This window comes from Luteitalea pratensis (assembly GCF_001618865.1).
GTDB classification, from domain to species: Bacteria; Acidobacteriota; Vicinamibacteria; order Vicinamibacterales; family Vicinamibacteraceae; genus Luteitalea; species Luteitalea pratensis.
Map to the genome: position 1 here is coordinate 7,465,741 of NZ_CP015136.1, position 14,574 is coordinate 7,480,314.

The 14,574-nt window shown below is 66.6% G+C and carries 14 protein-coding genes and 1 pseudogene; all 15 read right to left on the reverse strand.

Annotated features, from left to right (window positions below; genetic code table 11):
- Window positions 1-2 precede the first annotated feature (2 nt).
- The 15 genes and pseudogenes from atpA to rpmH all read right to left on the reverse strand — a co-directional run bounded on the left by atpA (window position 3) and on the right by rpmH (window position 14,067).
- Entirely contained in the window at window positions 3-1,535 is a 1,533-nt protein-coding gene (gene atpA, locus LuPra_RS31360; protein WP_110174430.1) for a F0F1 ATP synthase subunit alpha, read from the reverse strand.
- Window positions 1,536-1,574: 39 nt separating this feature from the next.
- Window positions 1,575-2,117, reverse strand: a complete 543-nt coding sequence (gene atpH, locus LuPra_RS31365; protein ID WP_110174431.1) for an ATP synthase F1 subunit delta — start codon at window positions 2,115-2,117, stop codon at window positions 1,575-1,577.
- Complete coding sequence (locus LuPra_RS31370; protein WP_110174432.1) at window positions 2,114-2,881, reverse strand: F0F1 ATP synthase subunit B family protein; 768 nt, start codon at window positions 2,879-2,881, stop codon at window positions 2,114-2,116. Before LuPra_RS31370 ends, atpH begins: the two co-directional genes overlap by 4 nt.
- Window positions 2,881-3,303 (reverse strand): ATP synthase F0 subunit B, encoded by a 423-nt coding sequence (locus tag LuPra_RS31375; RefSeq protein ID WP_157899921.1) that lies wholly within the window; start codon window positions 3,301-3,303, stop codon window positions 2,881-2,883. Before LuPra_RS31375 ends, LuPra_RS31370 begins: the two co-directional genes overlap by 1 nt.
- A 409-nt stretch (window positions 3,304-3,712) precedes the next feature.
- Window positions 3,713-4,699, reverse strand: a pseudogene (selD, locus tag LuPra_RS31380) (selenide, water dikinase SelD); the annotation flags it as partial.
- Between the two features lie 202 nt (window positions 4,700-4,901).
- Window positions 4,902-5,798 (reverse strand): ParB/RepB/Spo0J family partition protein, encoded by an 897-nt coding sequence (locus LuPra_RS31385; protein WP_110174434.1) that lies wholly within the window; start codon window positions 5,796-5,798, stop codon window positions 4,902-4,904.
- A gap of 6 nt (window positions 5,799-5,804) precedes the next feature.
- Complete coding sequence (locus tag LuPra_RS31390; RefSeq protein WP_110174954.1) at window positions 5,805-6,593, reverse strand: ParA family protein; 789 nt, start codon at window positions 6,591-6,593, stop codon at window positions 5,805-5,807.
- 513 nt (window positions 6,594-7,106) lie between these two features.
- The gene (locus tag LuPra_RS31395; RefSeq protein WP_110174435.1) at window positions 7,107-7,769 is read right to left on the reverse strand and encodes a 16S rRNA (guanine(527)-N(7))-methyltransferase RsmG; all 663 of its coding nucleotides are present in this window, start codon (window positions 7,767-7,769) and stop codon (window positions 7,107-7,109) included.
- A 31-nt stretch (window positions 7,770-7,800) separates the two neighbouring features.
- The gene (gene mnmG / locus LuPra_RS31400) at window positions 7,801-9,693 is read right to left on the reverse strand and encodes a tRNA uridine-5-carboxymethylaminomethyl(34) synthesis enzyme MnmG (RefSeq protein WP_110174436.1); all 1,893 of its coding nucleotides are present in this window, start codon (window positions 9,691-9,693) and stop codon (window positions 7,801-7,803) included.
- A gap of 63 nt (window positions 9,694-9,756) precedes the next feature.
- Entirely contained in the window at window positions 9,757-11,106 is a 1,350-nt protein-coding gene (mnmE, locus tag LuPra_RS31405; protein WP_110174437.1) for a tRNA uridine-5-carboxymethylaminomethyl(34) synthesis GTPase MnmE, read from the reverse strand.
- A 22-nt stretch (window positions 11,107-11,128) separates the two neighbouring features.
- The gene (locus tag LuPra_RS31410; protein ID WP_110174438.1) at window positions 11,129-11,587 is read right to left on the reverse strand and encodes a Jag family protein; all 459 of its coding nucleotides are present in this window, start codon (window positions 11,585-11,587) and stop codon (window positions 11,129-11,131) included.
- 15 nt (window positions 11,588-11,602) lie between these two features.
- Entirely contained in the window at window positions 11,603-13,276 is a 1,674-nt protein-coding gene (gene yidC, locus LuPra_RS31415; RefSeq protein ID WP_162472878.1) for a membrane protein insertase YidC, read from the reverse strand.
- A gap of 29 nt (window positions 13,277-13,305) precedes the next feature.
- Window positions 13,306-13,545: a membrane protein insertion efficiency factor YidD gene (gene yidD, locus LuPra_RS31420; RefSeq protein WP_237050756.1), complete on the reverse strand. Its 240-nt coding sequence runs from the start codon at window positions 13,543-13,545 to the stop codon at window positions 13,306-13,308.
- Window positions 13,542-13,907 carry a ribonuclease P protein component gene (gene rnpA, locus LuPra_RS31425; protein WP_110174440.1) on the reverse strand — a complete coding sequence of 122 codons (366 nt, stop codon included), beginning with the start codon at window positions 13,905-13,907 and terminating at the stop codon, window positions 13,542-13,544. Before rnpA ends, yidD begins: the two co-directional genes overlap by 4 nt.
- Window positions 13,908-13,920: 13 nt before the next feature.
- Window positions 13,921-14,067 carry a 50S ribosomal protein L34 gene (gene rpmH / locus LuPra_RS31430; protein WP_110174441.1) on the reverse strand — a complete coding sequence of 49 codons (147 nt, stop codon included), beginning with the start codon at window positions 14,065-14,067 and terminating at the stop codon, window positions 13,921-13,923.
- Window positions 14,068-14,574 lie beyond the last annotated feature (507 nt).

The following is a 14,574-nucleotide window of genomic DNA, read 5'->3' on the forward strand; positions in this document are numbered from 1 at the left end:
GCCTACGCAACTCCCGCTGGCTTGATCCGGGTGGTGAAGTCCTTCTGGTACTCCTCGGTCGCGGAGAGCAACTCGGCCTCGATGTCCTTGCTGATGTCCTTCTGCTCGGTGATGGCCGCGAGGATCCCCGGCCGCCGCGCGGCGAGGTAGGCGTGGAAGCCCTTCTCCCACTCGCCCACATCGGTCAGATCGACGGCGTCGAGGTGGCCGCGCGTCGCCACCCACAGGATGGCCACCTGGCTGGCCGCGGTGAGCGGCTGGTACTGCGGCTGCTTGAGGACCTCGACCAGCCGGACGCCACGGTGCAACTGCTGCTGCGTCGCCTTGTCGAGGTCGCTGCCGAACTGCGCGAACGCCGCCAGCGCGCGGTACTGCGCGAGGTCGAGGCGCAGCGACCCGGCCACCTTGCGCATCGCCTTGATCTGGGCCGAGCCGCCGACGCGCGACACCGAGTTGCCGACGTTGATGGCAGGCCGGACGCCCTGGTGGAACAGGTCGCTCTCGAGGAAGATCTGGCCGTCGGTGATCGAGATCACGTTGGTCGGGATGTAGGCCGAGAGGTCGCCGGCCTGCGTCTCGATGATCGGCAGCGCGGTCAGCGAGCCGCCGCCCATGCTGTCGTTCAGCTTGGCCGCGCGCTCGAGCAGGCGCGAGTGCAGGTAGAACACGTCGCCCGGATACGCCTCGCGTCCTGGTGGACGACGGAGCAGCAGCGAGATTTCACGGTAGGCCTGCGCGTGCTTGGAGAGGTCGTCGTAGATCACGAGGGCGTGACGACCCGTGTCGCGGAAGAACTCGCCCATCGTGCAGCCCGAGTACGGGCTGATGTACAGCATCGTCGCCGGGTCGGACGCGCCCGCGGCGACAACGATCGTGTAACGCAGCGCGTCGTTCTCCTCGAGCGTGCGCACGACCTGCGCGATCGTCGACTGCTTCTGGCCGATCGCGACGTAGATGCAGATGACGCCGGTGTCCTTCTGGTTCAGGATCGTGTCGACGGCGACGGCGGTCTTGCCGGTCTGGCGGTCGCCGATCAGCAACTCGCGCTGGCCGCGGCCGATCGGCACCATCCCGTCGATCGCCTTGAGCCCGGTCTGCAGTGGCTCGCGGACCGGCTGGCGGTCGACAACGCCAGGCGCGATGCGTTCGATCGGGTCGAACCGTTCAGCGTTGATCGGGCCCTTGCCGTCGACTGGCTGTCCGAGCGCGTTCACCACTCGGCCGAGCAGCTCTTCGCCTACCGGGACCGAAATGATCCGGCCGGTGCGGCGGACCTGGTCACCCTCACGGATCCTGGTGGCTTCCCCGAGCAGCACCGTGCCGACCGAGTCTTCCTCGAGGTTGAGGGCGATACCGAACACGCCGTGCGGGAACTCGATCATCTCGCCGGCCATGCACCGCTCGATGCCCTGGACGCGGGCGATGGCGTCACCGACGGAGAGCACGGTGCCGACTTCGGCCACGTCCACGTCGGCCTGGAAGCCGCCGATCTGCTCGCGGATGATGCGGGAGATGTCGTCTGCTTTGATCGTCATGGGTCAGGGTTCGATGAAGAATTGGCGGTTCGCGCAGGATCAGCCCTGCTGGACGAACTGCTCCTTGATGCGGGCCAGCTGGCGGGCAAGGCTGCCGTCGTACACGAGAGTGCCGACGCGAGTCACGGCGCCGCCGATGATCCCGGGGTCGACGCGGGTCGTGACCGTCACGTGCTGGTCGGTCGCCTGCGACAGCGCGTCGCGCAGGCGGTCCACCTGCGCGCCGCTCATCGGCACCGCGGTCGTGATCTCGGCATCGACGCGCCGCTCGGCGCGGTTCACGAGCGCCTTGAGTTCCTTGATGATCCCGAACAGGCCGGCCGGTTGGCGCATCTGCGCCAGGATCAACAGCGTCTGACGGGCCGCCGGTGCGGTACCCAGCAACTCGGCCACCTGCGTGATGGCGGCCATCTTCCGGTCGGCAGGCACGAACACGGACATCAGCGCGTCGCGGAGCTCGGCCTCTTGGCCGAGGAGCGCCGCGAATTGCTCGAGGCTGTCGAGCGTGGCGCGCGCTGCGCCCTTGGGTTGCGTGGCCTGAAACAGCGCCCGGCCGGCGCGCTTGGCGTCGAGCGACGTCATTGCACGTTCCTCATCTGGCTGGCGTACTGGTCCACCAGGGCCGACTGCTCGGCGGGCGTCAGCGTGCTGCGCAGCCTGGCATCGGCGACGTCGACTGCGAGCGCCGCCGCGTGGGCGCGCAACTCGGCGCGGGCGTTGCGGGTCTGCGACGCGATTTCGCGACGCGCCTGCTCCACGAGTCGGTCGCGCTCGGTCTCTGCCGCAGCGCGGATTCGGGTCCGCTCGGCTGCGAGCTCCTCGGCGCTTCGTGCACGCATCTGTTCGAGCTCGCCCGGCAACGCGGCCAGCTTGGACTCGATCTCGGACAGGCGCGCGCTCGCCGTCGCGCGCATCTCCGCGGCATCGACGAGGTCCTTGCGGATCTGCGCGCCACGAGCGGCCAGATGCTCGGCAACCGGCTTGCGCCCGAACCAGTAGAGGATGCCCGCCAGGATCGCGAAATTGGCGATGCGGGCGAGAGTGACCCAGATGCTCTCACCGTGCGACTCGCCGTGCGGGGCGGCGGGAGCATGGGCGCCAGCGGGCGCGGCTTGCTCACCGGCCGGCGCAGCGTGGCCGGCATCCGGTGCGGCGTGATCGGCCTTCGCGTCGGACTGACCCACGGAGGCGGGTTCGGCGTGCGCGGGGGTAGAGGGCCCTGCGGGTTCGGCGGGCTGGGCGTACGCACCAGCGGCAACCAGGACCACGACACCCGCGAGCAAGACCACGACAAACGGGGAACTCGTCTTCGGGTGCTCCAGCTTTCCCATCGTCGGCAGCGGCATCAGCGTGTGCGTCCCGCGAGACGGTCGGCGAGTTGCTCGCCGAGTTGCTGGGCATCCAGCTCGAGCTGGGTCTTTGCGGCAGCGGTGTCCGCTGCCAATGCGACGCGAGCCTGCGCCAGGTCGGCGTCGGCCTGTTCGCGGGCAGCGGTAATCAACGAGGCGCGCTCGTCCTGGCCACGCTTCCTCATGTCGTCGAGCTCGCGGTGGAATTCGGCCCTGGCGGCGGTCGTCCTGGAGTCGAACTCTTCGCTCGCTCGGCGCGCCTCGGCCGCGCTGCGCTCCGCCAGCGCGCGCGCCGACCGGACCGCCTCCTCGCGCGCGTGCATCACGCGAAGGAGTGGCTTGAAGAACAACTGCTGAAGGATGACCGTCAGCAGTAGCACGAGCGCAATGACCCACAGGACCAACAGGTCCGGTAACACGGTGCCTCCGGGAGTAACCGACGTGGGCGGGGCGCTCCCCGCCGCGGCAAGACACTGGCACAGGGGATAGTCAGCGTGCCAGCTGAAACACGCATTTATACCATCATCCGAAAAAGTCGTGCAACACAGCGAGGGCCTGCGACGTAGCGGGCGGGCACCTTCCCGCCACACCTGTCGAGGGGTTACGGCAGCGCTCGACGTGGCTAGTTGGCCACAAGAGCAGGTTTACGCCCACGACTCGCTTGAGTTGAGTACGTCGTGGGCGAATCGGCTCAGGGCTCAGGACTCAGGGCTCTCAGTGCTCTCTGAGCCTTGGGCCTTGAGCCATGAGCCACCCAAGTGAACGCCGGTTTTTTAGGATCTAGGGATGGCCAGCGCGTTGACCGGGAACCGAATCGACGCCGACCGGTCAGCGAAGGAAGACGCGCGTTGGCAGCGTGGCCGGGACCACGCGACCCACGCGTGCCGCGGTCACGCCGGCGTCGCCGAGTGCCGCCAGGATGGTCTCGGCCGACGCGGCGTCAACCGAGGCGAGCAGGCCGCCGGAGGTCTGGGGGTCGAAAGCCAGCGCGAGGAGGTCGGGCGGCACCGTGCCCGCGTCCACCACGGCGCCGAAATGCGCCCGGTTGTTCACCAGTCCGCCGGTTCGGTTGCCGAGGGCGAGGTCCCGCGCACCAGGCAGCACGGGGAGCGCCGCGGCGTCGATCTCGAAGGCCACCCCACTCGCGGTCGCCATCTCAGAGGCATGGCCCACCAATCCGAAGCCGGTCACGTCGGTGCAACCGTGCACGACGCCAGGCAGTCCGCGCAGGACCTCCGCGGCCACTCGATTCGTGCCCTGCATCGAGGTCATGGCGCCGGCCAGCACGTCGGCATCGGTCCGCCCGAACTTCGCCGCCGTCGCGATCACGCCGGTGCCCAGGGCCTTGGTGACGATGAGGACGTCACCGGCGCGGGCGCCGGCATTGGTCCACACCGCGGCCGGCGCGACAAGCCCGGTCACCGCGTAGCCGAACTTCACTTCGAGATCCTGGACGGTGTGTCCGCCCAGCAGCGCCACGCCGCACTCCTGGAGGACCGACAAGCCACCGGCGAAGATCGCCTTCACGATCTCCACGGCGAAATCCTTGGCTGGAAACGCGGCGATCGCAAGCGCCGTGATCGGACGTCCGCCCATCGCGTAGACGTCACTCACGGCATTGGCCGCGGCAATCCTGCCATACGCGAATGGGTCGTCGACGATGGGCGTGAAGAAGTCGACAGTCTGCACCAGCGCCATGTCGCCGACAACGAACACACCGGCATCGTCCGCGTTCCGGTAGTCGACCAGGACACGGGGATCCGAGGGCACGGGCAGATCGCTCAGCACCTGAGCGAGCTCGCCAGCGGCGAGCTTGCTCGCTCAACCGGCGCAGGCGGCGTAGTCGGTCAGTCTCTTCATGGTTCCATTGACGGCCTTCGGCATTGGGCCTTCGGCCTTCGACATACAGCATTCCGCCCACCTTCGCGTCTCGGCTTCGGCGCGTTCGGCGTTCGGCGTGCGGCGTTCGGCGTTCGGCGTTCGGCGTTCGGCGTTCGGCAGTATTGTTAGTCTTTACTTACCTTTCGACCAAGTACTCGTACAGGCGAATGAGTTCGTCTTCGTTGACGAATTCGATCTCGACGCGGCCGCCCTTGCCCTTGCGCTGGATGTGCACGCGGGTGCCGAGCACGACACGCAGTCGCTCCTCGGCCTGGCGCGTGTGGACGTCCTTCTCGGCAACGTCGGGCTTTGCCACGTCAATCGGCGGAGGCGCGGACAGCTTCCGGGCGAGCGCTTCGGTGGCGCGGACCGACATCCCGCTCGCGACCACGCGGTCCACCGCCTTGAGCAGGGTCGCGGTGTCTTCCACGGCCAGCAGCGCACGCGCGTGCCCCATCGAGAGCTCTCCGGAAGCGACGCGGGCGCGCACCTGCTCGGGCAGACGGAGCAACCGCAGGTAATTGGCGATCGAGGCGCGATCCTTGCCCACCGCGACAGCAATCTGCTCCTGCGTGAGGCCGGATTCGTCGCCCATGCGCTTGTAGGCCTGCGCTTCCTCGATGGGATTCAGGTCCTCGCGCTGGATGTTCTCGATCAGCGCGGTCTGGAGCAGTTTCTCGTCGCTGACGTCGGAGACGTGAACCGGCAGCTTCAGCAGGCCCGCGATCTGTGCTGCCCGCCACCGGCGCTCGCCGGCGACGATCTCGAAGCGCTCGCCCTTGCGGCGCACGACGATCGGCTGCACCAAGCCTGCGCTGCTGATCGACTCGGCCAATTCCTGCAACTTCACGTCGTCGAACCGAGTCCGAGGCTGCAACGGGTTGGGGTCGATCAGATCGAGGTCTACCTCCCGTTGTGGTTGCCTGGCCTCAACGACAGCTACCGGAGGCGCGACCGGCACGGCCGGTTTTTCGGGGATGAGGGCGCTGAGCCCTCGCCCGAGTGCAGGACGACGTTCAGGTTTCGGTGCCACGGCGGATCAGGCCTTCGCGGACGCGGCGCGACGAGGCGCCGCGCCATTGCGGGACAGGAGTTCATGGGAAAGGGCGACGTAGGCCTCGGCGCCACGCGACCGGGGGTCGTACAGCAGGACGGGTAACCCGTGGCTCGGCGCTTCCGCCAGGCGAACATTTCGGGGGATGACCGTGTTGAAGACCTTCTCTTCGAAGAACTGCCGGATCTCCCTGGCGACTTGGGCGCCGAGATTCGTGCGATCCCCGTACATGGTCAACACGACTCCCTCCACGTCGAGACCAGGGTTGAGACTGTTGCCGATCCTGGACAACGTCGCCATCAGGTCCGCCAGTCCCTCGAGCGCAAAATACTCGCAGTGCAACGGGATCAGGACCGTGTCGGCCGCCACCAGCGCATTGAGAGTCAGCAACCCGAGCGATGGGGGCGTATCGATGAGGATGAAGTCGTAGCGGTCCCGCACGGTTGCCAGGAGTTTGCGCAGGCGGCGCTCACGTTCCTCGAGGGGCACCAATTCCACTTCCGCTCCGGCCAGATGACGGTCGGCGGGAACGAGATGAAGCAGGTCCACTGGCGTCTGGAGAATCGGCAACTCGCCGTGCCCGAGCAGTGCCTCGTACACCGTGTGCTCGGTCCCCGCCTTCTGGCCCAGGCCGCTGGTGAGATTCCCCTGCGGATCCATGTCGACGACGAGGACGCGCTGATCGGCCATCGCAAGCGACGCGGCGAGGTTGATCGTGGTGGTGGTCTTGCCGACCCCACCCTTCTGGTTGGACACCGCGATGATCTTGCTCATGACCTGATGGCTGCCTGGCGGGATGGCGAGCGACCAAGGAGGGGTCGCCGTGACGTCGTCGCCCAACAGCGGCAACGGACGAACCCGGGGCGAACCGGCAGGATACCATCGCATGGCCCGACGTCGCCTCGACTGGTTGGTTCGCTTGGGTGAACCCACATTAGAGACCACCTGTAGAGCTGAGACAGCTAGGCACAACGACTGATGTGCTCTGTGGTGTTCCACGTGGAGCACTGAAGAGCTTCGCGGAGTTGGGGCCGTTTGGCGACGTTCCAGCACAACAGGATCCCGTCAGCTTGCGCCGAGTGCGTACTGGTGAGGAACTCTGTGTGCCACTACGATGTTCCACGTGGAACATGTGCCCAATAGGGCTTAGGGCTTAGGGCTCAAGCCTCAAGCCTCCAGCCTCAGAGACGAGCCCCAAAGCCGTCCAGTAGTTCGGCGTTCAGCGTTCGACGTTCGTCACTCTCAGGTTGGTGTTCCACGTGGAACACCGCGTCCCAACATCCAAGCTCAGGCGGCTTTTCGGATCACCAGCAGGCGGCTTCGAAGCGACTCCACGAGAGGAAAATCGCGTTCGACCCGCAGCGGCAGGGGCACCACTGGCGCAGGTTGCGCACCACTCAAGAACCACAACTGTTGACCGCCTGGCCGCAATGCGGCGCCAAATAGACGCAATTGCTCTGTTTCCGCCCTGACGGCCCGGATAGAAACGACATCCACGGCAGAAAACAGGGAGGGTCTGGACAGGACCTGCTCGAACCGTGCGGTCTCTACCGTGCACATGGCCAGTGCCAGATGACGTACGACCTCCCGCAGAAACACGGACTTCCGCGTCTTGACCTCGATCATCGTCAGGGCCAGTTCGGGCCTCGCAATCTTCAGGGGTATGGCCGGTGACCCGCCACCAGATCCGATATCGACGAGGATGCGTGCGTCGTCCGCGATCGCGGCCGCCGCAAGGATGGGTTCGACAATCAGGCGATCAACAGCTGCATCCGGGTCGTCCAGCGCCGTGAGGTTCATGCGCCGATTCCATCGGTCAAGCAAGAGCAGGTAGTCGACCAGTTGCTCGACCTGCGAGTCTGGCAACCGCCCCCCGACCTTTGCCAGCCGACGTTCGACCCGCTTTCGTGCGTCGTGCATGTGCGCAGCGCGTACGCCGACAACCGTCATGCGACCTCCTCCGCTGGAAGAGGTCTGCCGATCAGTCCGGCGAGCCTCCAGAAGAGATGTCGTCCGCAGCGACCGTGGCCGACAGGGTCCGCCGCGAAATAGCCGCCGAGACCAGGGCGAGTGCTGCTGGAGTCATGCCCGACACCGATCCGGCCATGGCCACCGTCGTCGGCCGGACTTCCGTCAGGCGCTGCTGCAACTCCCGCGACAACCCGGGGAGATCGGTGAACGAGAAGTGAACGGGCACGCGCTGCGATGCATAGCGTTCTGCCCGCAGGACTTCCTGCTCCTGTCGCCGGACGTAGCCGACGTACCGGCAATCAGCGTCCAGGCTGGCGATGTCGAGTGTGGGGGTCAGCGGGTCGAGGTCCAGTCCGAGCGCGGATTCCGTCCTGACCAGGTCGGACAGTCGAATGGACGGGTTGCGCAGCGCCTCAGCCGCGGCGACGCGGTCGCCGGAGCCAATCCTGACCAGGGTGGACTGCAGGCGGGTCGTGTTCGTCGTGTACCGCTGCCGCCTGGTTTCGAACCGCGCCCAGCGCTCGTCGGACACGGTGCCAAGGGAACGCCCAATCGGCGTGAGGCGCAAATCGGCGTTGTCGATGCGCAGCCGCAGCCGGTGCTCGGCCCGCGACGTGAACATCCGGTAAGGCTCGAGGCACCCACGCGTGACGAGGTCGTCGACGAGGATGCCGACATAGCTTTCGTGCCGTCCGAGGACGATTGGCGGCCGGTTGGTCGCCCTCAGGCCGGCGTTGACGCCAGCCACCCACCCTTGGGCGGCGGCCTCTTCGTATCCGGAGGTGCCGTTGATCTGGCCGGCGAAGTACAGCCCTCCAATCGTTTTCACTTCCAGCGTGTGGTGAAGGCTCGTTGGCTGGATGAAGTCGTACTCGACGGCGTAACCGGGCCGGATCAGTTCGGCGTCCCCAAGACCTGGCAGCGCGCGAACCACCGCGTGCTGCACCTCGGCAGGCAGGCTCATCGAGAAGCCGTTGATGTAGATCTCGTCCACGTCCAGGCCTTCGGGCTCGAGGAAGACCTGATGCGCCTCCTTGTCGGGGAAGCGCATGACCTTGTCCTCGAGCGAAGGGCAATACCGCGGGCCTATCCCTGTGATCTGACCGTTATATAGAGGTGAGTCCGCGACCGACGCACGAACCAGCCGATGGACGCGCTCGTTCGTCCGCGTCGTGTGACAGCACACTTGCGGCTGCGGCAGTTCCGCGGTCTGGAAGGAGAACGGGACAGGTTCCTCGTCGCCGGCCTGTGCCGTCAGCGCCGAGAAGTCGATCGATCGCCTGTGAACGCGTGGCGGCGTGCCCGTCTTCAGCCGTCCCCCTGCCAAGCCCAGCGATCTGATGGACGCGGCAAGTGCGACCGCTGCGGGTTCGTCGTATCGGCCCGCCCGGCGCTGCTCGCGACCGACATGGATCAACCCGTCCAGGAACGTCCCCGTCGTCACCACGACCTGTGCGGCTTCGAGGCAGTGGCCGCCCTCCAGGCGAACGCCACGGACGGCCTCACGCTGCACGATGAGCTCGGAGACCTGCCCATACAACATCGTGACGCCGGGAGCCCACTCGAGGCGCTCGAGGAGGGCTTCGGCGTACAGCCGCTTGTCCGCTTGCGCACGCGGCGACCAGACGGCGGGGCCACGGCTGCGGTTCAGGAGCCTGAACTGGATGCCGGTCGCGTCGATGGCCTGGCCCATCAAACCACCGAGCGCATCGATTTCACGCACCAGGTGACCCTTGGCAGTTCCGCCGATCGCTGGATTACAGGGCATTTGCCCTACTGTTGAGGGCGCTAAGGTGCAGACCACGACCGTCGCGCCAAGCCGCGACGCGGCCCACGCGGCCTCGATGCCCGCGTGACCGGCGCCAATCACGACCACGTCTGCGCGATCCAATGAGTCAGTCATCGCTTACTTGATTGGCACGGACGGTCGTCCACCTGGATGCAGGGACTCCACCGCCTGCAAGAGCTACTTCCCGAGGCAGAACGTCGAGAATATCGACGCCAGGACATCGTCTGCACTTTCGACGCCGCGCAGATCCTGGAGGGCGGTCAAGGCCTCCTTCAGGTCGGCGAGGATGTACTCCTCCGACCCGCCGGCGCGCGCCGTCGAGACCGCCTGCGACAGCGCCATTCCACACTCCGCCGCCAGCGATCGATGCCTGGCCCTCGTAAGAGTGACACCGTCCCACGTCGCCTGGCCGAGGATCGCCGCCAGTCGTGATTCGAGGGCCGCGATACCGGCGCCGTCCTTCGCGCTGACGACCAGTGCGTCCGGGCCGCACCACGATGGCACTGGAAGCGCGGCTGAGGTTCGCGTATCGCCCTTGCTGATTACACAGATGCGGGATCGCCCGCCAAGCGTGTCCCACAACCGCCGCGCCGACGACGCATCATCGCCATCGTCACCGAGGTCGAGCACCAACACGACGACGTCTGCCGACGCCACACTCTCCTCTGCCCGCGATACGCCCTCACGCTCCACCGCGTCGGTTGCCTCACGGATGCCGGCCGTGTCCACCAGTGTCACCGGGACACCGCCAAACGTCGCGCCCTCCGCCAACAGATCCCGGGTCGTCCCAGGCACCGGTGTGACGATGGCCCGGTCGCGCTTGAGGAGGGCATTGAACAGGCTCGACTTCCCTGCATTCGGCACCCCGGCGATCACGACCAGTGCACCATCCCGCAGGCGCTGACCCGACGCGGCCGATCCCATCAACCGCTCGCACGTCGTCGAGAGGCCCTCCAGCCTGCCGACCAGTGCCTCCGGTTCGATGAAATGAAACCCCTCGTCCGGAAAATCCAGGGACGCTTCGAGCAGTGCCCGCAGTTGCGCGATCTCGTCGCCCATCGCCGCAATGGCGCGGCTCAACGCGCCTTCGAGGTGTGAGGAGGCGACGCGCACCTGCGCGGCAGTCGTCGCGTCGATCAGGTCGGCCACGGCTTCTGCCTGGATCAGGTCGAGTTTGCCGTTCAGGTAGGCACGCAGCGTGAACTCGCCCGGGCGCGCCACGCGCGCGCCCCGTGCCACGCAGGCCTGGAGCACCGCGTCCACGATGACCGGACTGCCATGCGTGCTGATCTCGGCGGCGTCCTCTCCGGTGAAGGAGTGCGGCGCAGCAAACGTCGTGATCACCGCTGAATCGCTGAGACCGTCGGGCAGTCGCAACTGCACGTGCGTCGCCACCCTTGGACGAAACACATGGCGTCCCGCGAGTGCTGCGACCAGTTCGATCGCCCCCGGGCCGCTCAACCGGATGAGCGCCAGCGCGCCACGCCCCGGAGGCGTCGCGGGCGCCACGATCAGGGTCTCTCGCACGGGACCGGTCCGTCCCCGCGCGTCAGCGCGGCGAGATGATGACCGTCTTCACGAGGCCGTCGCCCTGGCTCTCGGACGCGACGGCCGGATCCAGCGAGACCTCGAGGTGCACCAGGCGCCGCGAGTACGAATTGAGCGGCCCCATCTCCTGCGGCATCCTCGTCGTCTTGGCCCTTTCGATCATGAACCTGGCCATCTGGCGCAGTTCCGCGTCCTTGCCCTTCCGGAAGTCGAGGCAGTCGACGACGATGCGACCATCGCGACCGCTCTGATCGCGCCAGATGCTGTTCACCAGGTGCTGCAGCGCATCGAGTGCCTCCCCCTTGCGCCGCACGAGGAGTTCACCTTCCTCGCCACTGACGTCGACCCGGATGCCGTCCGCGTTCACCTCGGAGGTCACCGTCACGGTCACCCCCATCGCGGTAACGACATTGCGGACGAAGTCGGCGATTTGCTCGTGAAGGCTCGCTTGCGTGGTCATGGCTGCTGGTCCGGGTCAGGCCTTCGCCGGCTTGCCCGGCGCACCGACAATGCGGTTGGTAAGATACTGCTGACCGATAGTGAGCAGGTTGCTGAAGAGCCAGTAGATCACCAGGCCGCTGGGCGCCCACAGGAAGAAAAAGGTGAACATCAGCGGCATGATCATCATCACCCGTTGCTGCGCCGGGTCCATGCCCGCGGCCGGCGTAATCCACTGCTGCCACAGCATCGTCGCGCCCATGATGACGGGCGTGATGTAGAGCGGGTCGTGCTGGGAGAGGTCCTGGATCCACAGCATGAACGGCGCGCCGCGCAATTCGATCGCGACGCTGAGCAGGGCGTAGAAGGCAAAGAGCACCGGCATCGTCAGCAGCATCGGTACGCAACCGCTGGCCGGGTTGACGCCAGCGGTCTTGTAGAGCTCCATCAACTCGGTGTTCATCTTCTGCTTGGCCGGGTCGGTGGCCTTGAGGTTGGCGTAGCGCTCCTGGATGGCCTTCACGCGCGGCTGGATGTTCTGCATCTTCCGCATCGACACCACGCTCTTGTGGCGCAGCGGGAAGATCGCGATGTTGATCAGGATGGTCAGGACGATGATCGACCATCCGTAATTGCCGACGAACCCGTTGACCCACTTGAGGGCACGCAGCAGCGGCACCACCAGCCAGGCAAACCAGCCGAAGTTGATCGTGCGCACGAGTTGCTGATCCGAGCGTTGCAGCTGGTCGAAGTCCTTCGGGCCGAGATAGAACTTCACCTCGGTCGGCGCCTGCGGAAAGCTCAGGGCGTATGCCACGAGTGTGCGCGGGCCAGCGGCCGACTGCATGGCGTGCGTCGAGTACTCGACGTGCGACTGCCGGTCGAGAAGTGCCGCGCCGAGGAAGTAGTGGTCGTCCACACCCGCGTAGCGCAACGACCCGTCGAAGACGCGCTGCTCGGCCAGCTTGGCGGCGGCGACACGCTGGATCTTCTCGGCGTACGTGATGGCGTCGGGCGCCTGATAGTAACTGCCGAACATCATGCCGCCAGACGGCTGGGCGCGTTCGATGTCACCGATACCCGGGCCGGAGTGGATCGTGAAATTCTGTGGCTGACCGTTGCGAAGCACCTGGGCCGAGAAGCCGACGAGGAACGCCTGCTTGTCGCGTTCGAACGTGAACACCTTGGTCGCATGCAGGCCGGACGGGTCCTCATAGTCGAATCGGAGCGTCCTGCCGCCGGTGCCGCGCAAATCGAGCGTCTGGGCGCTGGGCGTGAAGTTGGCGCCGGCAAGCGTGTTGGACACCGTCTCGTCACTGGTGGTCAGCGAGAACGCGGGCAATGCGTTGACGTCCGTCGCGACAGGCAGCAGATCGAGCGCGTGTCCGTGCGCACCGGGATACCGCTTCAGCGTCCAGCTCAGGAGGACGGCACCGCGAGTGGAGAACTCGGCGCGAACCTCGTCGGACTCGACAACGATGCGGGCGCCGCCGGCCGCCGCCACGCTGGCGGGCAGCGCAGTGGTGCTGCCCGTCGTGGTCGCCGCGACAGGCGCCGCAGCAGGGCCCGGGGGCTGGGTGGCAGCGGGTCCTGCCGGTGTTGCCGGCGTCGCCGCCTGTTGCTGCGGTTGGCGGCGCGGCGCGAAGAAACTCTGATACACGAGCAGGACCGCCAGCGAAAGCAGGACGGCCTGCAGAACACGCTTTTCCATGGAGGGCGTACCGGGGGAACTGGGTGCGGTCATCGAAACGGCGGTGGCGGCACGGGGTCGAGCCCGGAACCGCCGAGTGGGTGACAGCGAGCGAGTCGCCGGATGGCGAGCCACGCGCCCTTGCGGAGGCCGTGCTGCTCGAATGCCGTCATGGCATACCGGGAGCAGGACGGCTCATACCGGCAACTGCCGGTAAACAACGGTGACAGGGTCAACTGGTAGGCGCGCACCAGCGCCATCGCGACTCGCGCCCCGGGACTGATGCTCACGTTGCCATGCCCTCGTTGGCGACGACCCGCACACGCAGGCGTCGCAGCGCCGAGAGGAAGTCGGTGACGAGTTCCTGGAAGGCGACCGTATCGAAGCCGCGGCGCGGAATGATGACGAGGTCGACGCCGGGCATGGGCTTGTGATGCCTGAAGAGTTCGCGAGCGCGGCGCTTGGCTCGATTGCGGACGACCGCGGGTCCGAATTTGCGCGTCGCCGAGACGCCGAGGCGCGCAGCTGGCAACGAGCACTCGCGCGCGAACATGGTCATGAAGCGCGCATGGTGCTTGCGACCCTGCTCGTAGGCCTGAAGGAACTCCGGCCGCCGGCGGACCCGCTCGTGTGGGCGCAGCGTGTGCCGCATGGCGGCAACGACCCTAGCCCTCTGAAGAGACGCTGAGCCGCTTGCGGCCCTTGGCGCGACGGCGCTTCAGGACAAGGCGGCCGTTCTTCGTGCTCATCCGCACGAGGAAGCCGTGGGTCTTCGCGCGGCGACGGTTGTTGGGCTGGAAAGTACGCTTCATGGCTGCTGGAATCCGGGAGCGTGACCGGGGCTGCCGGGCGCTCGAATGTCTGCGGCTACACCTCGACCGCGAACTGCCGATGGTAGTTCAGGCCGTTAGGCGTGTCAACGCCCAGGGCTGCTTTCGAGGCGCCAGGCGCCGCCACTGTTGACCTACTTTCGAGGCCTCTTCGCTCACAAATCGTGCCGCTTCCTGCTGCCACACCCCTCTGCTACACTCGCCGTCCGGTTCCGCCAGACAGGCAGTCCGAGGCCACTTTTCCACAGCTGTGGAAAAAACTGTGGAAAAAACCGTGGTTTCGCCTGCCGGGTGCACGGGCGAGAGTGATTTTCCGGCCCCGGTCATGTAAGCGAAGGCAAAAACAAGAAACAATCTGGCGTTTTTGACCATTTTCGCCCGGTCACACGGGCGTCACACCCGGCCGCATCTTCGGCGAAAGTCGCCGCTGAAACCGACTCCGGAGTGGCCAATCGCGGGTTCACGGCAGCAAGAAGGCCGATCCATTCG

Excerpts from the sequence above, each read along its gene's own strand:
- LuPra_RS31410 (WP_110174438.1), bottom strand. The coding sequence starts at position 11,587 with ATGACCACGCAAGCGAGCCTTCACGAGCAAATCGCCGACTTCGTCCGC.
- mnmG (WP_110174436.1), bottom strand. The coding sequence starts at position 9,693 with ATGACTGACTCATTGGATCGCGCAGACGTGGTCGTGATTGGCGCCGGT.
- LuPra_RS31370 (WP_110174432.1), bottom strand. The coding sequence starts at position 2,881 with ATGCCGCTGCCGACGATGGGAAAGCTGGAGCACCCGAAGACGAGTTCC.
- rpmH (WP_110174441.1), bottom strand. The coding sequence starts at position 14,067 with ATGAAGCGTACTTTCCAGCCCAACAACCGTCGCCGCGCGAAGACCCAC.
- atpA (WP_110174430.1), bottom strand. The coding sequence starts at position 1,535 with ATGACGATCAAAGCAGACGACATCTCCCGCATCATCCGCGAGCAGATC.
- yidC (WP_162472878.1), bottom strand. The coding sequence starts at position 13,276 with ATGGAAAAGCGTGTTCTGCAGGCCGTCCTGCTTTCGCTGGCGGTCCTG.
- atpH (WP_110174431.1), bottom strand. The coding sequence starts at position 2,117 with ATGACGTCGCTCGACGCCAAGCGCGCCGGCCGGGCGCTGTTTCAGGCC.
- LuPra_RS31395 (WP_110174435.1), bottom strand. The coding sequence starts at position 7,769 with ATGACGGTTGTCGGCGTACGCGCTGCGCACATGCACGACGCACGAAAG.
- rnpA (WP_110174440.1), bottom strand. The coding sequence starts at position 13,907 with ATGCGGCACACGCTGCGCCCACACGAGCGGGTCCGCCGGCGGCCGGAG.
- LuPra_RS31390 (WP_110174954.1), bottom strand. The coding sequence starts at position 6,593 with ATGAGCAAGATCATCGCGGTGTCCAACCAGAAGGGTGGGGTCGGCAAG.